This is a genomic window from Photobacterium profundum (assembly GCF_003026285.1).
Lineage (GTDB): Bacteria > Pseudomonadota > Gammaproteobacteria > Enterobacterales > Vibrionaceae > Photobacterium > Photobacterium profundum.
In genome coordinates this window covers 1-19,229 of sequence record NZ_PYOD01000001.1, presented here as the reverse complement: position 1 = coordinate 19,229, position 19,229 = coordinate 1, and the positions used below count along the sequence as shown (strand labels likewise).

Annotated in this window: 17 protein-coding genes; 13 read left to right on the top strand and 4 right to left on the bottom strand. The window is 37.4% G+C overall.

The features are described 5' to 3' along the window. Nucleotides 1-38 precede the first annotated feature (38 nt). From C9J48_RS00085 to C9J48_RS00060, 6 genes are all read left to right on the top strand, one after another. The gene (locus C9J48_RS00085) at nt 39-992 is read left to right on the top strand and encodes a glycosyltransferase family 2 protein (RefSeq protein ID WP_006231747.1); all 954 of its coding nucleotides are present in this window, start codon (nt 39-41) and stop codon (nt 990-992) included. A 74-nt stretch (nt 993-1,066) separates the two neighbouring features. After that, entirely contained in the window at nt 1,067-2,521 is a 1,455-nt protein-coding gene (locus C9J48_RS00080) for a lipopolysaccharide biosynthesis protein (RefSeq protein ID WP_006231748.1), read from the top strand. A 418-nt stretch (nt 2,522-2,939) separates the two neighbouring features. Further along, nucleotides 2,940-3,890: a hypothetical protein gene (locus tag C9J48_RS00075; protein ID WP_006231749.1), complete on the top strand. Its 951-nt coding sequence runs from the start codon at nt 2,940-2,942 to the stop codon at nt 3,888-3,890. A 186-nt stretch (nt 3,891-4,076) separates the two neighbouring features. Further along, the gene (locus C9J48_RS00070; protein ID WP_006231750.1) at nt 4,077-5,672 is read left to right on the top strand and encodes an ABC-F family ATPase; all 1,596 of its coding nucleotides are present in this window, start codon (nt 4,077-4,079) and stop codon (nt 5,670-5,672) included. Nucleotides 5,673-5,796: 124 nt separating this feature from the next. Then, entirely contained in the window at nt 5,797-6,249 is a 453-nt protein-coding gene (locus C9J48_RS00065; protein WP_006231751.1) for a YaiI/YqxD family protein, read from the top strand. Between the two features lie 209 nt (nt 6,250-6,458). Then, nucleotides 6,459-6,710 carry a hypothetical protein gene (locus C9J48_RS00060; RefSeq protein ID WP_006231752.1) on the top strand — a complete coding sequence of 84 codons (252 nt, stop codon included), beginning with the start codon at nt 6,459-6,461 and terminating at the stop codon, nt 6,708-6,710. Between the two features lie 67 nt (nt 6,711-6,777). Here the strand turns inward: C9J48_RS00060 and C9J48_RS00055 are convergent, their stop codons facing one another. The 3 genes from C9J48_RS00055 to C9J48_RS00045 all read right to left on the bottom strand — a co-directional run bounded on the left by C9J48_RS00055 (nt 6,778) and on the right by C9J48_RS00045 (nt 9,262). Next, nucleotides 6,778-7,884, bottom strand: a complete 1,107-nt coding sequence (locus tag C9J48_RS00055; RefSeq protein WP_006231753.1) for a ParB/Srx family N-terminal domain-containing protein — start codon at nt 7,882-7,884, stop codon at nt 6,778-6,780. A gap of 180 nt (nt 7,885-8,064) precedes the next feature. Further along, nucleotides 8,065-8,739 (bottom strand): DUF3334 family protein, encoded by a 675-nt coding sequence (locus C9J48_RS00050; protein WP_006231754.1) that lies wholly within the window; start codon nt 8,737-8,739, stop codon nt 8,065-8,067. A 163-nt stretch (nt 8,740-8,902) separates the two neighbouring features. Then, the gene (locus C9J48_RS00045) at nt 8,903-9,262 is read right to left on the bottom strand and encodes a glutathione S-transferase N-terminal domain-containing protein (protein WP_006231755.1); all 360 of its coding nucleotides are present in this window, start codon (nt 9,260-9,262) and stop codon (nt 8,903-8,905) included. 409 nt (nt 9,263-9,671) lie between these two features. Between C9J48_RS00045 and C9J48_RS00040 the strand changes: the two genes are divergently transcribed. The 7 genes from C9J48_RS00040 to C9J48_RS00010 all read left to right on the top strand — a co-directional run bounded on the left by C9J48_RS00040 (nt 9,672) and on the right by C9J48_RS00010 (nt 17,955). Then, nucleotides 9,672-10,655 carry a response regulator gene (locus C9J48_RS00040; RefSeq protein ID WP_006231756.1) on the top strand — a complete coding sequence of 328 codons (984 nt, stop codon included), beginning with the start codon at nt 9,672-9,674 and terminating at the stop codon, nt 10,653-10,655. Beyond that, the gene (locus C9J48_RS00035) at nt 10,652-11,632 is read left to right on the top strand and encodes a sensor domain-containing diguanylate cyclase (RefSeq protein ID WP_006231757.1); all 981 of its coding nucleotides are present in this window, start codon (nt 10,652-10,654) and stop codon (nt 11,630-11,632) included. Before C9J48_RS00040 ends, C9J48_RS00035 begins: the two co-directional genes overlap by 4 nt. A gap of 81 nt (nt 11,633-11,713) precedes the next feature. Next, complete coding sequence (locus C9J48_RS00030) at nt 11,714-12,058, top strand: DUF3802 family protein (RefSeq protein WP_006231758.1); 345 nt, start codon at nt 11,714-11,716, stop codon at nt 12,056-12,058. Between the two features lie 263 nt (nt 12,059-12,321). Next, nucleotides 12,322-14,364 carry a methyl-accepting chemotaxis protein gene (locus C9J48_RS00025; RefSeq protein WP_006231759.1) on the top strand — a complete coding sequence of 681 codons (2,043 nt, stop codon included), beginning with the start codon at nt 12,322-12,324 and terminating at the stop codon, nt 14,362-14,364. A gap of 138 nt (nt 14,365-14,502) precedes the next feature. Further along, on the top strand, nt 14,503-15,222 hold the full coding sequence (locus C9J48_RS00020; RefSeq protein ID WP_006231760.1) for a tRNA-uridine aminocarboxypropyltransferase: 720 nt from the start codon (nt 14,503-14,505) through the stop codon (nt 15,220-15,222). A gap of 386 nt (nt 15,223-15,608) precedes the next feature. Next, nucleotides 15,609-16,520 carry an N-acetylglucosamine kinase gene (gene nagK, locus C9J48_RS00015; protein WP_006231761.1) on the top strand — a complete coding sequence of 304 codons (912 nt, stop codon included), beginning with the start codon at nt 15,609-15,611 and terminating at the stop codon, nt 16,518-16,520. 166 nt (nt 16,521-16,686) lie between these two features. After that, nucleotides 16,687-17,955, top strand: a complete 1,269-nt coding sequence (locus C9J48_RS00010; RefSeq protein ID WP_006231762.1) for a DEAD/DEAH box helicase — start codon at nt 16,687-16,689, stop codon at nt 17,953-17,955. Nucleotides 17,956-18,262: 307 nt separating this feature from the next. Here C9J48_RS00010 and C9J48_RS00005 read toward each other — a convergent pair whose 3' ends face one another. Beyond that, nucleotides 18,263-18,994 carry a hypothetical protein gene (locus C9J48_RS00005; RefSeq protein WP_006231763.1) on the bottom strand — a complete coding sequence of 244 codons (732 nt, stop codon included), beginning with the start codon at nt 18,992-18,994 and terminating at the stop codon, nt 18,263-18,265. Nucleotides 18,995-19,229: the final 235 nt, after the last annotated feature.

Here is a 19,229-nt window from a genome sequence, read left to right as displayed (position 1 = left end):
TCCTGCTTTATTAGAAACATAATAAAAAGGAGTCAGTAATGTGCCGAATTACTGTTGTGATGCCAACGTATAATTGTTTTAATTACTTGCCAAAAGCAATTGAAAGTGTTTTAAAACAAAATCATGAAAATATAGAGTTAATCGTAATTAACGATAATAGTGATGATGGTACAGCTGAGTATCTTGAACGACTAGCCATGCGTGATACTAGAGTAACAGTAATAACAACTGAAGGCGTTGGTGTGTCTAGTGCAAGAAATTTAGGTATTAAAAAAGCCAGTGGAGAATACATTACTTTTCTTGATTCAGATGATTGCTGGCATGAAGGAAAACTGCAGACTCAACTTAGCGTACATGAATTAAACCCAGGGTTGGGTATGAGTTTTACGAATTATGATCACTTGACCGAGAGCAATCAAAAGCTAGTCGATTGTTTTAGCTATTGGAATAAATTTCAAGATTGTGATGATCAAGCTAAGATTTTGGATGATCCTTTAAATATCATTTTTTCAAATAATCTAGTTGGTACATCGACAGTTATGATAACGAGGTCTGCACTTAAAAAAGTAGGGCTATTTGATGCTGAGTTAGAATATGCAGAAGATTGGCAACTTTGGTTGAAAGTGTGTGAGTATTTTGATGTCGCAGTAATACCTGAAGTATATGCTAGCTACTTAATAAGAGAAGATTCAATAACACAATTAGATGATAATAAGCTAAGTAACCTTGAATCAATTAAAAATATAATTTCTTTTTATAAAAGCCGTGAGTCGTTAATAACATCAAAATCATTCGCACAAGCTAATGCTCGACTTTATGAGGGATATGCTGATTATTACAGAGCTAAGAGTAATACAAGTAAAGCTTTGTTGTCAGGGGTTAAATCATTATTTTTTGAACCCCAACATCGTAGAGTAATCAGTTTTTTAGGGAAAGTTAAAAAAAAATGGAAACCAAGAAAAAGAAAATCGCCTACAAATCAAGATGTTTGAATTATGAGTATAAAATGCATCATTAATGAAAATATAAAATTATTTATATTTCTAATTAAGTAATAAGGTGTTTCATGAGTGTAGTCAAACAGTCTTTGTATTACGGAGTCGGTATTGTGATGATGAAAGGGGTGTCATTGTTTATGATGCCTTATGTCACAGGACACTTACCTACGAAAGAGTATGGTTCACTTGAAGCGTTAATATTACTGGCTGATATTGGTACCATTTTAGTTGGTTTCGGTTTAATCGATGCAATGTATCGCTTTGTTGGTTCTAGTGAAGGAGAAAAACGGCAATTGCTAATTGCTAATTGCTTCTCGCTTAGCCTCATTGCAGCAGTAATGGGGGGTGTGATTGTTTGGTTAATTATGCCATGGTTACTTTTGTATATACCAGCAAAAGTTGAAGTATACCAAGTGGTATTAATAGCGATACCAACACTATTAGATGGGTTAATTGCTATTCCTCTTACTTTAATGCGCATGCAGTCATTGGCTAAGTGGTTTTGTATTTTTAATGTTGTTAAAGCTATCGTTCAGGCTTTACTTATCGTCATTTTGTTAGAGTACGGATTTGGAATCGATGGGGTGTTAATTGCAGGTACGGTATCGAGTATATTAATGCTTGTTTTTTTACTAAAATTCCAATGGCAGCAAATGGGACGATTAGGTTATTTAGGTTATTCATTACCATTGCTTAAATTTGGAGGTCCCATTGTTATTAGTGGTATCGGTATGTTTGCTGTTACAGGGCTTGATAAATGGATTCTTGCCGATAAAGTAAACGTTGAAACATTAGCTGTATACGCAGTCAGCGCTAAGTTTTCACTAATATTAAGTTTGTTAATGCAACCATTTTGTTTGTGGTGGTTTCCAAATAGGATTCAAATATTACAACAAGAAAACGGTTCACAGCAATGTGCAGAAAAGGCTCTTATTGGTTGTAACTTAATCATTATTATTGCACTTTCAATGCTTTTGACTGTGCCAAGTTTTATTTACCTGTTTTTCCCTAGTGATTATTATTTAGTTGCTAAAGTGGTTGTTGGTCTTATTTTAGTTAGCGCAATAAAAAACATAAGTGAATTAATGAACTTAGGGTGTTTCAGCGGTGAATCAAGTCAGAAGCAAATGTGGATACAATGCTTGTGTGCAATAATAGCGGTAATGGGTTATTACTTTTTAATTCCACTTTATGGTATATGGGCTGCGGTTGCTGTGTTAGGTGGGGTTTATAGCATGCGTTTAGCGTTACTTTACTGTGTTAGTCAGTCATTAGAACCATTACCTTATAAACATACTTGTTGGGTAAAAACCTTATCTCTTTGCTGCGTGGCGTATCTGTTTCATAGTGTTATCTCAGCGACGTTTTCGACTTGGATGGTGTTTATCTCTGGTGGTATAATTAGTATTTTTACTTTCATACTTTTAGTGTATTTAAATACCTTCCCTAATTTATACCCACAGCTAAAGAGTAAACTCACTTCTTTGTTTTTTCGACATATTACTGACTTTCGCAAAGTTTAAGGGTGATTAAAGATATAATTCATTCTTTACGCACTCTATTTTGTCTCTAAATAGAGATTATCATTACATTTGTTTTTTCATTTTAGTCGTTAATTTCATGTCTCATAATTGAGAATTTGGCCGTAATAATTTAAAAATATAGTGATGATTTATTAAAAATAGGACTCTTATCAGATATGTAAGCCTGATATAGACAAGTCTTACATAACTAACCGATAGCACCAACATACCCTACAATAATTAGACAATACATTGCAGAGTCGACATTTATTAAGCACTTATGCTTAATTTTTTGTTTTTTAGGTGTATTACGATATTTAATATTGCCTTGTGCCTCTGCGATCAACTGTGTTTTGTTGACAATGAGTAACGAATTGACTCATTGATCTATACGAAAATGTTCGTGGAGTAAAAGGCAATGAATATCAATAAGTTAATGTCTATTGTTATCGCGATCTGCCTCGGTATCTCATTCAATGTTTTTGCAAAAAGCTATGAAAGCAATGAAAGCAATGAACGATATAGTGAAAATGATTATTACAGCGATGATTATAGTAATAATGAAAAAAATTATGACGACGATGATGACGATAGTTATTATGAGCACAAATATAAATATAAATATAGCTATAGCTCTGATAACTATGAATATAGTGATGATGAAGATAGCTATAACGAAGATGACTACAGCCAACATGACTATTACGGTCATGAGTATGACGATAACGGTAAGTACAGAAAGAACAAAAAAACAGATAGACACCTTGTTTATAATCTAATAGGCACAGGTGAAATGTTCAGTAGAAAAGTACCTGATATTGATGGGGATGGTAATAAAGACGATGCAATTTGTTTTAAAGTTCAATTGGTTAACTTGAAGAATCAAAAAGAAATAGGTACAGCGATAGATTGCTTATCTAACATTGAGGCTAAAAGTGATGATGAGGGCGGTGGAATTAGGTTAGTTGGTACCACTTTTTTTAAGACACCACATGGTAAGTTAGTTACTCGAGGCGAAACGACGGTTCAAGAAGCGCTACATGACATAGTGACACCTAACGGCGTTAAGATAACGCATATTACAGGCGCTTCAAGTAAAAATAATTCAGTTCTTCGTGGTACTGGACGTTTTAAAAATAGTAAAGGTACTGTGCGGTTATCAGGCATGGTAGATATGAGCAAATTTAATGATGAAGATGGTAACCTCATTACTTTTGATTGCCTGTTTGTGATTGACCTTAAATCATCTAATTACTATACCAACGATGACTATGTAGAAAATGACTATAGCGACGATGGTTACAGCGATGAAGATGACACTGACTATTCAGATAGTGATTATTCAGATGACTATTCGTCTACCTATTAAGCGGTTTATCGGTGTTAAGTTTAGGCTGCATGCCTATACCGGTAACTTGTTCATATTATGAATGTTATTAATGGTGATGTGGCTCACGAAACCTGATATACTATGCCGCAATTAAAATTGAAAAGGCTGACAGACGATGTCAGCTTTTTTAATGCTTGATACATAAACTATTTATGGAACAGTACTTTGATTTCTACAGCTAACATTACAATGCAATTTGGCGATAAGCCATTGTTTGAAAACATTTCAGTTAAATTCGGCGGTGGTAACCGTTACGGTCTTATCGGCGCGAATGGCTGTGGTAAGTCAACCTTCATGAAAATCCTTGGCGGCGAATTAGAGCAGTCAGGTGGTACTGTTTCATTAGATCCAAACGAGCGTATGGCTAAGTTGGGTCAGGATCAGTTTGCTTTTGAAGAATACTCTGTTGTTGATACCGTTATTATGGGTCACAAAGAACTTTGGAAAGTAAAAGAAGAACGCGATCACATTTATTCTTTACCTGAAATGTCAGATGAAGACGGTATGCGTGTTGGCGATCTAGAAACAGAATTTGCTGAAATGGACGGTTACTCTGCTGAAGCGCGTGCTGGTGAATTACTATTGGGTCTTGGTATTCCTGAATCGCAACACTTTGGCTTAATGAGTGAAGTTGCTCCGGGTCTTAAAGTACGTGTGCTTCTTGCTCAAGTTCTTTTCGCTGATCCAGAAGTTATGCTTCTTGACGAACCTACGAACAACTTGGACATCCACACTATTAGTTGGTTAGAAGAGATTCTGTTGGCGCGTAACTGCACAATGATCATTATCTCGCACGATCGCCACTTCTTAAACAGTATTTGTACCCACATGGCTGACCTAGATTACGGTGAACTTCGCTTATTCCCTGGTAACTATGATGAGTACATGTCAGCGGCAGAGCAGTCACGTGAACAGCTACATGCTGATAACGCGAAGAAGAAAGCACAGATGGCTGAACTACAAACGTTCGTAAGCCGTTTTTCTGCTAACGCATCTAAAGCGAAGCAAGCAACGTCACGTCAAAAGCAGCTTGATAAGATTCAATTGAGTGAAGTGAAGGCATCTAGCCGCCAATCGCCATTTATTCGTTTTGATCAAGAAAAACCTCTTTTCCGTAACGCATTAGAAGTTGAAGGTCTAAAGCAAGGTTACGGTGAAAACATTCTGATCAATGGCGTTAAGCTAATGGTCGAAGTTGGTGAGCGTATCGCAATTATCGGTCAGAATGGTGTTGGTAAATCAACATTACTGAACACGCTTGCTGGTGCAATGGAACCTATGGAAGGTATGGTTAAGTGGTCTGAAAACCACAATATCGGCTTCTATGCTCAGGACCACAGCTCAGATTTCGCTGAAGACATGAACCTTATTGATTGGATGGGTCAGTGGAAAAACGAAGGTGACGACGAACAAGTTGTTCGTGGTATTCTTGGTCGTATGCTTTTCTCTCAAAATGACATCAAGAAATCTGTAAAAGTAATTTCTGGTGGTGAGCAAGGTCGCATGCTGTTTGGTAAGCTAATTATGCAAAAGCCAAACATTCTTCTAATGGATGAACCAACCAACCACATGGATATGGAATCTATTGAAGCATTGAACCTTGCACTTGAAAACTTCAAAGGTACATTAATGTTTGTATCTCACGACCGTCAGTTTGTATCTTCAGTTGCAACACGCATCATTGAAATTACAGAAAATGGTATTGAAGATTTCCACGGTACTTACGAAGAGTACCTAACTAAGCAAGGTCTTACTGGTTAATTTAACCGCTTGCTTGAGTTACAAATAAAGTAAACAATTAGAAAAGCCGCCATTTTTAATGGTGGCTTTTCTGTATTCAGCGTTATCATACTCAGTATTGAGTTAGTTAAAATATAGGAATAATATGCAGATCTGGGTTGATGCAGATGCGTGTCCGAACGTTATTAAAGAAATTTTATTTCGTGTTGCTAATAGGGTAGGCATAATGGTGACACTAGTTGCCAATCACCATATACGAGTACCACCGTCACCACATATCCGTTCAACACAAGTGTTAGCGGGCTTTGATGTTGCCGATGATCATATTGTTCAACAGGCTGAAGCTGGTGACTTGGTGATTACTGCCGATATCCCACTAGCTGATGAATTGATCACCAATGGGGTACATGCCCTGAATCCGCGTGGCGAATTATATACTAAAGACACGATTAAGCAGCGCTTGCAGATGCGAGACTTCATGGAAACAATGCGTAGCTCTGGTGTTCAAACCGGTGGGCCACCGCCATTAAGTCAGGCTGATCGACAAAATTTTGCCAATAAGCTTGATACCTTTTTGGTTAAGAACTTTAAAAAATAAAGTTTTACCTGCGCTTTATTATTCATACACTGATAAGCAGTGTATGAATCTGCAATATATATTCCCAATGTCTTGTGTCGCCACTGTCATTCTCACATCATGACTGTTAACGCTTAGATCTAATTGTAAATCTTATGTTGCATTAATGGGCGGTGTAATCTGCTACGTTTGAATTACTCTTATGGTAGCAAACGTAACGGTTTTTGATTATGACACAAGATTTAAGCGAGGATATAATGGTTAATGTAATGGCACTCGATCAGAAAGGCACCGACGGTTTATCTGATATTTTCGATATTGATAACCTTCCAGAGCACCTTGAAATGGTTTACTTACATAATGCTCAATTACGCGAATCATTTTTTTATTCGACAATTAAAGAGCACTCTTTGCAACAAGCTTTAGAGCAAGCGATTATTCACTTAGCTGCTTTAAGTGATAAAAAAGAGCCTTGTTCTTAAGGTAAGGCTCAGTTCAAAAATATTTATTTTTATAGTGGCGGTAGTGCCTATTCTTCCATTCTGTGCTTTATTCAGCTTTTACTTTATCTGTTTCATTGATTGAATTGGGCTTGTCTTTTTTCTTTGATTCTTTTTTCTTCGACTCTTTTTTGTTGCTGGCATCATCTTCTTTATTATTATTTTCATCTTCAATATTTTTTGGTGTCGCCTTCTCTTTTTTGGCAAGGCGATAAGCCATCGCATAATGCCAAGTTGATTTCTCATTCGTCAGTAAGTTTTCTAACGCTTTCGTATCAACACTACTTTTCTGACCCATTTCTTTGGCTGTTTTGCTTGATCTTCCTATTACAGTGTCACTTTTTAGATCTGTGATAATCGTTGCAGCTGATGTTAGTGCCGTAGCGTATTCATCAAGATTGTTAAGATTGTAATCACCGATGTCCATTTTCTCTCGTAATACGCGAGACCAATTTAATTTCACGTAAGGCACTTTGTTCTCATCGGGCATGTCATAGGCGATACCATTTAGAAAATAGGCGAGAGAAAAGTACTTATCGTGCTTTAATTGTTTAGAACCAATATATTGAGGTAAGGCACTTGGTTTGATCTTTTTTCCTTTATTGTTATATAACCAAACTTCGTGATCATTCAGTAACTCCGGCCAAAAATCATCACCAGAACCCAGTAGATTGTATTCAACTTTTAATGTTATTGGCACACTGGTACCGCCGTTAGGCATATCCCAGAAGGTAGATAGAATATTATGGTGATCGATAAGAAATAGCTCACCATCTTCAGGGCCGATAATTACTGAGGGGAGAGCATCAATATTTTCTCCTTGCTTTGCCTGACAGCTGTACGTACTTATATTGGTAGGGTTCGAATCTTTATCCCACTTTTTGATACCCTTAGCACCGTTAACACGACAAAGGTCATTGTACATTGTCTTTAAGTCTTCAGCATAGCGACCAAGATTATAATACTCCTCATCCAAGCTTATGACTGCTTGGGTTGGTAGCAATTGGTCTAAATTGACGTTAATGACGTCACCACGTTTAAGCTCTGCATAGTTAGTTTTTTCGGCTAGGGCAGGTAAAGCGACGAAAGTGGATAGTAGAATAATGAAGGGGATGTATTGTTTGTACAATGCGTAAGCTTTAGTCTGAATAGCCATGGCGCCGACCTATAACATGTAACTGAAGATGCTTTTTAGTCTAGCAAACAGAAAAATATTAGCAGTTACAATTCATAGGATTAATGAGAAAAGAAAGGCACCATGGTTTTCTATTTATGACTAGATAGAAAACGTAGCTTATAGTGCCTTTTGTAATTTATGCGTGACTATTCGTGAATGTTAAATACCAAGTTCATCAAGTAGGTCTTGTTCATCCGCTTGATTTACAAGTGTTAAATTACTTTCCTTTTGCTTTTTTTCGTTTTCGATAATCACGTCAGGATCGATATCTTGATGTTGCTCAAACTCTTCAAGTTGAATAAATTCAGTCTTATCCATTGCGAGTTCTAAATAAAAGATGTTATTTTTTTCTGTTGTAAAGCTAACACGACGCGCTTGTGGGCGGTCAAGGTTAGTATCGACAGAAAGAATAATTTGTTTATTTAACGCTAACATTTTAGGTTGATTCTGCGTTATGGAAATTTGTAGTTCACGACGGATCTTGCTTGTGAAGTCACCAACGGTTTGATTTATCAGTTCTCCCAGTACATCAGCTACTTCGTCAGAAGTATGATGAATCGCAAGATCTTCATGAGGAATTCCCATTTTTAACATATACGCTTGATAAATTTCAAGTGCAGCTTGTTGAGTGAAGTTACTCACAACGAGACCGGTGAAACCACCATCAAATAGTACAAAACATCCGATATCAGGCTTTAAGCTTGTTTTATTAATCTTTTGTACCATCGCAGAGTAGTTGATTTGGCTATCTGTCGCGGTAGATAAAACACTTGAAATAGATTGGCAAAGCTTAAGTAGAATATCGTCAGTTGTTATAATTTTATTTTTTTTCATTCTTTGTCCCGTATTGGCAAAAAGCCAGTGTTGATACCGCTTTTAGTGCAAGTAATTAGACAGTGTCTCACTATTATTTCAAGTGTGCACAAAGATTAAGTGAACGAATTGATTTAGTTCACTTAATCTCATTAGATGTTATAAATAATGCTCAAAATTAACACTAAGCAAAGCGTTGCTCTAAATAGCTAATGATATCATTTGATTCATATAGCCATTCGATGCTGCCATTTTCTTTTTCAATGCGTAAACAAGGTACTTTTCGTGCACCTCCATCATTGATCAGTTCTTGCTCCCAAGGTGCAACTTTTGCGTTTCGTGTCTCTAGCGGTAAATTTAAACGTTTAGCAGAGCGACGCACCTTCACACAAAATGGGCATGCATCAAATTGGTAGAGCTTTAATTTATCAACATCTTGGTTAACAAGATTTTGTTCTGAATTATCACGTTTTTGCGCGCGTGGAGAGAAAATGAAATTCAGTAAAAGGATGATACGTCCTAAGACCCAACGGACTATTTTCATTACAGCTGTTCCTATTTAATAATGATGAGCAGTGTCAATATTACAACGTTTTAACATAATTTAAAATGCAGGAAATAAAAGCCTTTTTAGGTGTGATTTTTTATTTATGTTAAAACTATTCATTGAAATTATTCCCTGTATGAATGTGTGAGAATTTTCATGATTAGTGCGCTTTTATTTAAAAAGGATGAAATGATAGCTAGATGCATATCTGTACGAAAAGCGAACAAAAAAGACTAAAAAACGTGATCTTTACTCATGATAATAATATCAGTAACAACTTATAAAGGTTTAAAAGAGGATCAGTATCACTTATTCAATAATTTTCATACAGTGGCATTATGAATGCCCAGTCAAATGATTATTATATATGTATTGTGAAAAAGTTAAATTGGGACACATTATATAAGTGGCTAAGTCTAAGCGTATTTTAATCTGTGATGATTCACCGATTGTACATAAAGCACTCGCTCGCTTGCTGCCTGACAGTGATTTTTTGACGCTTCATTTTGCAGAAAATGGTAGGGCGGGTTTAGAGTGTTTGAGCCAGTACGATATTGATGTTTTATTCTTAGACTTAACGATGCCCGTGATGGACGGTTTTGATGTATTGAAATCATTACCAGTGCGAGACTTTGACACAAAGGTCGTTGTTGTATCGGCAGATGTTCAAAAACAAGCAATCGAGCGTTGCTTCTCTTTAGGGGCGCATCATTATTTAAGTAAACCTTTTGACTCTAAAGATTTTAAAACATTATTAACCAGTTTAGACCTTAGTGTAGAAAGTCATTCGCCCCTGCAAAATGAAACGTTAGTTAATAGCGAGTCTGATTACTTAAATACGTTCAAAGAAGTCGCGAATATTGCTCTTGGGCGTGGAGCTGCCATTATTTCAGATCACTTTGGTGAGTTCATCAAAATGCCTTTGCCTAACGTTGCTCATATGGATGCTGGTGAGTTGGCAATGGCTATTACCGATATTAAAAATACAGACGATACCATTGCAATTGCACAACGATTTGTTGGTGGTGGTATTAACGGTGAAGCGTTAGTGTGTTTACGCGGCGATGATATCGGCGTTTTTGGTGAAAGATTGGGTTTTAGCCAGATGGATGAAAACAAAAATGAAATCGTGATTGATACTGCAAACCTGATGGTATCATCTTTCCTTGTTGCATTGTCTGAGCAAATGAATATACCATTCTCTGTTCGCCAGCCGATTGTATTAGAAGAATATATGAGCTGGGGAGATGGCGAAAATAGTACATTAGAATTATTTACTGTCGAATATACTTATCAAGCTGAATCGTTAGATTTAGAGTGTGATGTACTGTTTTTGATGGATAGTGGATCAACTCAGGTCATCAAAAAAATAATGGGCACTTTACATTGAATGAAATCACGTTAGCAGACTTCCACCTGACTATGCAGGTGATGGATAATATCGATGTGGGTGTCGTTATTATTGATAAACACTACAACGTAATGGCATGGAATACGTTCATGCAGGCTTATAGTGGTATAAGCTCTGACGATATCATGGGGCGAAATCTTTTTGATGTGTTAGATGACTTACCAGAAGAGTGGCTGAAGAATAAGATTGAATCGACATTTAAGTTAGGTATGCGTTCGTTCACGTCATGGGAAGATCGTCCTTCTATCTTTAATTTTTCAAACTTTAGCCCGATCTCTGGTGGTTCGGAGGTCATGTATCAAAACCTCATACTTACACCATTGAAGTCACTCCATGGTGATTTTTCGCATATTTGTTTGTCAGTGACTGATGTATCTGATATTGCGAAAAACAAAACACATTTACGAGAATCAAATAAGCAACTTACTCACTTAAGTATGACGGATAGGCTAACACAACTGTATAACCGTGGTCATTGGGAGACTTGCCTTGCTGAAGAGTTTGAGCGTTGCCGACAAACACAGACGCCATCGACTTTGGTCATGTTTGATATTGACCACTTTAAGAAAGTAAATGATACCTTTGGGCATGTTGCTGGTGATGGTGTTATCCGTATTGTATCTAACGTATTACGCCGTACCAAGCGTCAGAGTGATATTGCTGGTCGGTATGGTGGTGAAGAGTTTGGTATCATTCTTCCGTATACATCATCGGATATGGGGCAGTATTTTACAGAGCGTCTACGCCAGCGAATAGAGCAGTCTAGGGTGAATGTTGATGTACGTTCAATCAACGTGACAATCAGCTTAGGTGTGTGTGAATGGTACCCAGAACTGCGTAATTATGAACAATGGTTAGAGCATGCAGATAAAGCATTATATATTTCTAAGCAATCTGGACGTAATCAAAGCACAGTATTTGAAGCTTTAGTTGAGCAAGAAAAAGATTCCGCTTAGCAGAGTTTTGAGGTAGAGCATTGTTTTTCTACTGATTACCCTTACAATTAAGCCAATTATAAATAGTATTAAAGTAGTTATATGGTTGTTGAATCTGAAGGTTATCACGCACTGATTGAATATTTTACTGAACATCTTGCACTGTTTGAAAAGGCAAGTGAAGATGTATGTAAAGAAACTGTTGAAGATGTTGTAACAGACATGATTGCGACAAATCTAATGGCTGTTTTTTCGCAAAATCCTGATTTAGATGCAGACTTTCGCTTCAAGTTAATGCAAGAAGCAGATGCCGTCGTTGAGGACCTAAGTGAGGTACTTGCGGGGGCTTGGCTTAGATCTCCTACGGTTGAGCAAATTTCGTTTCTTGAAGATTATATTGGTCTGGTTAAAAACTTATTTGATAGTGCAATCAGTCAGAAAAAATAGTTTTCCTACGTCTTATACCCGTATAGAAGTTGAATACTAAGCGACAATAGTCGCTTTTTTTATAAGTGAATTTCTGTTACTTCCAACCCCTGATTGATTTTAAAAACCTTGATATTATTAATGAAAATATAAGATGAAATATTTTCGTCATATTTTTTGTGTAAATTAATGGTTTAACAGCATTGGGCTCGAGATCACGTTTTTTCGTTTCGATAAATAGTGGTTATTCTAATGCTGGTGATTAATTTATCAAGGAAGTAAAGATGATACGGGTTCGACAACAAAAAGAACGTTTCTCAGTAGTAAAAAGTATTCAGATTGTTTTATTGTTATTAGTGGGAATTGGTTGTCTGTTAACCTTTTATGGCAATCGAGGCTTAAATAATATTTCTCATGAATTTGATGTGCTTAGCCAACAAGCGTTGCCCGTATCTATTAATAATTCAGCAATTGTTCAACACTCTTTAGAAGCATCAAAAAGTATCTCTGATATTATTAATAGTCAAACTATTGAAGCGTTAGATACTGCTTACCTTTCATATCAAACCCAGCAAGAGAAGATTCATCAATCTATTAATACCTTAGAGTATATAGCTAAAACATCTCAAATTTCTTGGCTACAAAATGATATTCAACAGCTTAAAACTGAAGTTGATGCCATCGAAGTCTTAGCTGATGAAACCTACCTTGCTCAACAGCTGATTATGACTACAATAGCGCAGGTCGAGGCAGATAAAGCAATGATGAACTATGCCGTCTCTTCTGTACGTTCAGAGATGAGTCGACTGAGTATTGGTCTATATGGTAATAACGCTGATGCGATGAACAATGCGACTAACTTTATTAATCATTCTTTGGAAATGGCGAGTAACCTCATTGCTTTATTGTTGGAATCTAATGTTGATAAAGCAAAAAAAATGGCTAGAAGCTTAAAAAGTTCGAATATGTCAGGCATGGAATACGCATGGAATGAGCTGAAATCTGTAGACAAAAGCATTGGTGATTTTTCTAGCTTAACGGTTCCATTCCAGATGGTGAAAGAATTGTATAACCAAGATGGAATCGTACAAAAACATCTCAATGTCCTTCAATTAATGCAAGAGCAAGCGGTTAAAACAAGCAACATTCAGCAGCAGATTGATTCGACAATGGCGTTACTTGAAAATGTAACGAAAGGAGCTGATGCTCTTGTTGAAGAAGGGCAAAAAGGTGTGTTGATGGCGAGTGATAACGCGCGAATGTTCTTTGTTACATTAAGTGGCATAGGATTATTAGTGGCACTTATTTCTGGTGTTTGGATTAGCCGTATTGTTCGTGGCTCAATTCAGCAAATTGATCGCACTGTTAAAGCGATGAGCGAAGGAAATTTAACAGTAGATGCCAATACTGGTGCCCCTCAAGAATTTTCGCAGTTGGCGAGAATGCTGAATGAATCGAACAGCAATAACTGTAATGCGTTAATCAAGTTGACTGAAAACAGCCAAAGTTTAAATCGAGCTGCTGATCGGAGCCAATCTGCTTCATCGCAATCAAGAGAAGCCCTGCACGAACAAAGTGCTGACTTGGCTACCGTCGCTTCAGCTATTACAGAGTTAGAAGCGTCAATTAAAGACATCGCCCAAAGCACCGTAGAGTCTGAATCGGAAGCAGAGCAAGCTTATCAGTTGGCTTTGAATGGTGTAAAAGTGATAGACCGAAGCACTAAAGGATTAATGGCACTGGAAGGGCAGTTTGTTATTAATGAGCAACGTATGGTCGAGCTGGATAATTATGTTAATAAGATTACCGAAGTGGTCGAGCTTATTAGTTCAATTGCAAATAATACGAATTTATTAGCTTTGAATGCAGCCATTGAAGCAGCACGTGCTGGTGAGCAAGGTCGTGGATTTGCCGTTGTTGCTGATGAAGTACGAAAACTTGCCAGTGAAACGAATTTACAAACTGAATCTATTCGACAAACGATCACTGATTTACATCAAGCTGCTAAAGATGCAAATGATGCAATGGTGGTTAGTCGACAAGAGATGACATCCTCAATCGAACTCAGCGGCGATGTACAAACATCTATTCATCAAATCCAAGAGATGATTGGGTCGATTAACGATAAAGTCATCAGAATCTCAGCGGCAACTCAGCAGCAAGAAGATGCGTCGGTCGAAGTCGGTCGTAGTATTGAACAGGTTGCTAGCCGTGCTCAAATAAATAATCAGCAGTTAGATACACTAGTTGATGAAGCGGGTAGGGTTGCTAATATCGCACACCAACAGCAAGCTCTGCTTATGCGCTATCAATTAGTAAAAGCGTAATAATAGCGAATATTCATGTGTAACGGCTCATAACAGGTAGCTTTAGTAGTAAAATGGCGTATTGAGCGGGTTTTATTAACACCGGCGGTTCAAATTCTGTAGAATGCACGCGTTTTCTCGAATCAGGTAAAAGCCGCCATGCGCATTCATGCTGTACATACGCTATATGAAGAACGACTTGCTCGTTCAACCCGTCCTTTTAAAGCGCGAGGCTCTAAAGTCGAACGTTGCCGCCAGTGTATGCTGCGTAAGCACCTGTGTATTTGTAGTCTTAAACCTATAATTCAATCAAACGCTGCATTTTTATTGGTTATGTTTGATGATGAAATATTAAAGCCAAGTAATACTGGGCGTTTAATAGCTGATTTATTTGAAGACACATTTGCATACATTTGGTCTCGTACAGAGCCTAATCAAGAAATGCTCACCTTGTTAGATGATCCGCAATGGCAGCCTTACGTTATTTTTCCTGCTGAATATGCAGAGCCTGAGCGGGTTGCAGAACAGATTGAGCTTGAGGATGGTAAACGTCCGCTGTTTATTATGCTCGATGGTAGTTGGTCTGAAGCGAAAAAAATGTTCCGTCGTAGTCCCTATCTGGATCGTTTCCCCATTTTATCAATTAACCCAGATAAACCGTCACGTTATAGAATGCGTGAAGCATCAAAAGAAAATCAATTGGGCACGGCTGAGGTAGCAGCTCGTATTGTTGATTTATTTGGTGAAGGTAACAATGCTGATGTGCTTGATTTGTGGTTTGATGTTTTCCGTGAAAGTTACATGACGGGGAAAATGAACCGTTTGTTACCTGATGAGTCTGCGATTAAGCGTTTAGAAAATCATATAGCGGCAATTTAAATCTGTAGTAGCGATGAAGAGAGGGCATTCTTCATCGTCTTTTTTATTCCCTGTCAATATCTCTAAGTGCCTTTAAATTTCAGGACCTAAAGCGAGCTCTACGTGTTTACCTCAAAGTAACGTGGGTATAAATATGCATTTTTCTGCTGTTTCTTTCAGCAATCGCGATCATCGCTATAAAAGTGGCATACTAAATCAGTGCTCCGTCACAGTCTGTAGGCGTAGAAGTATGGATAATTTTATCTGCAACGCTTTCTAGTAACAGCGTTATAAATCTCTAGCTATTTCGTTCAATAATATGGGAATGTTATTGAACGAAATAGTTGCACATTTAGTAGCACTAAATAATTTGATAATCACTTTTGATTTATTTTAGGGAGAACAGGATGTACTACGGCTTTGATGTAGGCGGTACTAAAATTGAGTTTGGTGCGTTTAATGAAAAACTTGAGCGAGTAGCCACAGAGCGTGTAGCAACACCTGGGGATGATTACGATAGGCTGGTTGACACAATCGTTAGCATTATTCAAAAAGCAGATAATGATTTAGGTTGTGAAGGATTAGTTGGTATTGGCTTGCCTGGCATGGAAGATGCCCGCGATGGTTCTGTATTAACGTCGAATATCCCTGCTGCAAAAGGGCGTTTCTTACGTAAAGATCTAGAAGCTAAATTAGGCCGTACCGTTACTATTGATAACGATGCAAACTGTTTCGCCTTATCTGAAGCATGGGATGAGTCACTACAAGGTGAAAAATCAGTACTAGGTTTAATCTTAGGTACGGGTTTTGGTGGCGGTTTAGTGTTTGATGGGCACGTATTCTCTGGCATGAACCACGTAGCAGGGGAACTTGGTCATACTCGTATGCCTATTGACGCTTGGTTTAGTCTTGGCGAAAAAGCACCGTTATTTACATGTGGCTGTGATAACAAAGGGTGTATTGATAATTACCTATCAGGTCGTGGTTTTGAGCAATTATATGCCCATTATTATGGTGATAATCTGAAGGCAATCGAGATCATTAAATTGCATGCTACTGGCGAAGCAAAAGCAGTAGAGCATGTTGATCGCTTCATGGAAATGTTAGCGATCTGTTTAGCAAATATCTTCACAGGTTTAGACCCACATGTTGTTGTACTTGGCGGTGGCTTATCTAACTTCGAATTACTGTACCAAGAATTGCCAACGCGAATTGCTAAACATTTATTATCAGTGTCACAAGTGCCTAAAATTGTGAAAGCAAAACACGGTGATGCTGGTGGCGTACGTGGTGCTGCATTCTTGAATATTGCAAAATAGATATCCATTAAAATAATCACGTAGCAATATTATTAAGCACCGCATGTCGGTGCTTTGTTTTATTGGTGATTTGTTATATTCGAGCTTTGATATAACAGAGGTTTGGTATAACAGAGTAGGTCTGTTAGAATCCGCGCTCTTTACCGTTTGTTTGTAGGAAAACACCATGTCATTTCAAGCTTTAGGCCTGAATACTCAGCTAGTTGATACTGTTACAGAGCTGGGCTTTAAAACACCAACACCTATTCAAGAACAAGCCATTCCCCAAGTATTGGCTGGTGATGATATTATGGCTGGTGCACAAACAGGAACCGGTAAAACAGCAGCATTCGGCTTACCTATGATTCAACGATTACTGGCGAGTCAGCAATCAGAACACGATGAAGGTTATATAAAAAAGCCTGAGGCAATCCGTGCTTTAGTATTAACACCAACCCGAGAGCTTGCCCAACAAGTACACGATAGTATTTTGGCATACAGTAAAAATACATCGATTAAGGTGGCCGTTGCCTATGGCGGCACCAGTATGGGGGTTCAGGTAAAAGCATTGAAGTCGGGTGTTGATATTTTAATTGCTACGCCAGGTCGATTATTGGATCACGCTTTTACGGGTACTGTCGATTTATCTAAGATTGAATGCTTAGTATTAGATGAAGCTGATCGCATGCTAGATATGGGCTTTGTCGTTGATATTAAACGCATCATGCAGCGCATGCCAAGAAAGCGCCAAACGTTACTGTTTTCTGCAACATTTTCTAATCAAGTCAAAAAATTAGCTTACGATATTTTAGCTGATCCCAAGCTAATTGAAGTTACACCAGAAAATATTGCCGCTGAAAGTGTCACGCAAATGGTGTATCCAGTTGATAAACACCGTAAGCGTGAATTACTGTCTTATCTTATTGGTTCTCGAAATTGGAATCAGGTTTTAATCTTTACTAAAACAAAGCAAGGTTCAGATGAATTAGCAAAAGAGCTGATTCTTGATGGTATTAAAGCAGTTTCTATTAATGGTGATAAAAGCCAAGGTGCACGTCAACGTGCATTAAGTGATTTTAAAGAAGGTAAAGTACGCGCGATGGTTGCTACTGACGTTGCAGCACGAGGTTTAGATATTGAACAGCTAGGCTATGTTGTTAACTTTGACTTACCATTTCAAGCTGAAGATTATGTTCACCGTATTGGTCGTACTGGTCGTGCAGGTTTAACAGGCAGTGCTATTTCGTTAATGAGTATTGATGAAGAGTGGGCACTGCGTGCAATTGAAGAATTGTTAGATACACGCTTACCTCAAGAGTGGCTGGAAGGGTACGAACCAGATCCAACAATCAAAGCGCAAGATAACCGTCGTTCTAGCTCGACGTCTGAAAAACGCCGTATAAAAGCAAAATCTAAAATACATAAAAATCGCGGGCGTCATCAAACTAAGCGTTAATCAATAAATACTAACTCTTTACTTATGGGTAAAGAAAGCCCCAGCATATTCAAAGAATAATACTGGGGCGATACTACCACCGCTGCCTACTTTATTTGTCGTAATATAATTAATATTATTACTGTTGTTTATATTTTTATATCAGTAATCATTAATTTTCTATTCCCCAATATGTGTGCAATAACATTGCAAAACACATATAGAAAACCACATTAATTTTTTACGTATGTAATTGTAGGCTATCCCTGCGTTATTAAGTGTAGCTAACATAGCGCTTTTATTTTACCCAAAATTATCGTTTTACTTTTTATTGTTTTTCTTCTGCTGCAAGCAGCAGGTTGCTTCCATCAGTTATCAGTAAATAAGATTTACTGATATCTAGATTACATAAATCTACAGATTGAGCTCCAAAAAATAAGTCACTATTACAAGATTGAATTGTGAGATGTCTTGTTATAGTACCTTTCGTTGCAACAATGGTTTGTAAGTCATTAAGATTAGTATTTATTACCTGAGTATCTGATTGGCTAAACACACGTACTCTATACACAGAGTTCATAGCTGATGGCTGTCTTTTTAAAGCTGTTAGCATTAAATCATCTTGGCGTTCACCACCATCTCGCCATGCAATTGCCCACCATTTATCGGTGTCTTCTATAGGAATTGATTTTAATTCAGCTTGCTGTGTTTGACTGTTAGTATCTTGTATACCGAGGCTGGCTCTTATAGAATCAGTTTTTGTCCATTCAAAGCTTTTACTCGTAATTTCATTATTGTTGTTAGTAAGAGCTCTATTATTTGGGTCAAAAAGTAGCGATGTACTGGTACTACTATTTACAAAATAATCCATTGAGTCTAATGACGTATTTACAAATTGCACGTTAGCACTACGCGTACGATTAAGGTCTGCAATGTTTGGATCTATCTCTGCTACTGCTTGCACTTCTTCAATAACAGCCTCTATTGCATCGTCACTGCTTGAGCCTCCGCAACCAATAAGAGAAAAAGAAAGACAAATACTGAGTACATACCTAAACATGTTAGCAACCTCTTTTATTATTATTCCTGACCACGAAATAAGCATATTTCAATTTTTAGTGTTTTTTTGATGAATATATGCAGTAAAGGTGAACTAATGTTAAGTTTTTAATAAATAAAAGAATTTATCCTCTTAAATATGAGAATTTTATTATCAAAGCTAAAAAATAGGACTAATTAGTGTCAATTAATCGTTTTTAAATCATATTTTCGACAATGAAGCTGTTGTATAAGAC

Coding starts and splice junctions, on each gene's coding strand:
- C9J48_RS00085 (WP_006231747.1), top strand. CDS start 39: ATGTGCCGAATTACTGTTGTGATGCCAACGTATAATTGTTTTAATTAC.
- C9J48_RS00080 (WP_006231748.1), top strand. CDS start 1,067: ATGAGTGTAGTCAAACAGTCTTTGTATTACGGAGTCGGTATTGTGATG.
- C9J48_RS00075 (WP_006231749.1), top strand. CDS start 2,940: ATGAATATCAATAAGTTAATGTCTATTGTTATCGCGATCTGCCTCGGT.
- C9J48_RS00065 (WP_006231751.1), top strand. CDS start 5,797: ATGCAGATCTGGGTTGATGCAGATGCGTGTCCGAACGTTATTAAAGAA.
- C9J48_RS00060 (WP_006231752.1), top strand. CDS start 6,459: ATGACACAAGATTTAAGCGAGGATATAATGGTTAATGTAATGGCACTC.
- C9J48_RS00055 (WP_006231753.1), bottom strand. CDS start 7,884: ATGGCTATTCAGACTAAAGCTTACGCATTGTACAAACAATACATCCCC.
- C9J48_RS00050 (WP_006231754.1), bottom strand. CDS start 8,739: ATGAAAAAAAATAAAATTATAACAACTGACGATATTCTACTTAAGCTT.
- C9J48_RS00045 (WP_006231755.1), bottom strand. CDS start 9,262: ATGAAAATAGTCCGTTGGGTCTTAGGACGTATCATCCTTTTACTGAAT.
- C9J48_RS00030 (WP_006231758.1), top strand. CDS start 11,714: ATGGTTGTTGAATCTGAAGGTTATCACGCACTGATTGAATATTTTACT.
- C9J48_RS00025 (WP_006231759.1), top strand. CDS start 12,322: ATGATACGGGTTCGACAACAAAAAGAACGTTTCTCAGTAGTAAAAAGT.
- C9J48_RS00020 (WP_006231760.1), top strand. CDS start 14,503: ATGCGCATTCATGCTGTACATACGCTATATGAAGAACGACTTGCTCGT.
- nagK (WP_006231761.1), top strand. CDS start 15,609: ATGTACTACGGCTTTGATGTAGGCGGTACTAAAATTGAGTTTGGTGCG.
- C9J48_RS00010 (WP_006231762.1), top strand. CDS start 16,687: ATGTCATTTCAAGCTTTAGGCCTGAATACTCAGCTAGTTGATACTGTT.
- C9J48_RS00005 (WP_006231763.1), bottom strand. CDS start 18,994: ATGTTTAGGTATGTACTCAGTATTTGTCTTTCTTTTTCTCTTATTGGT.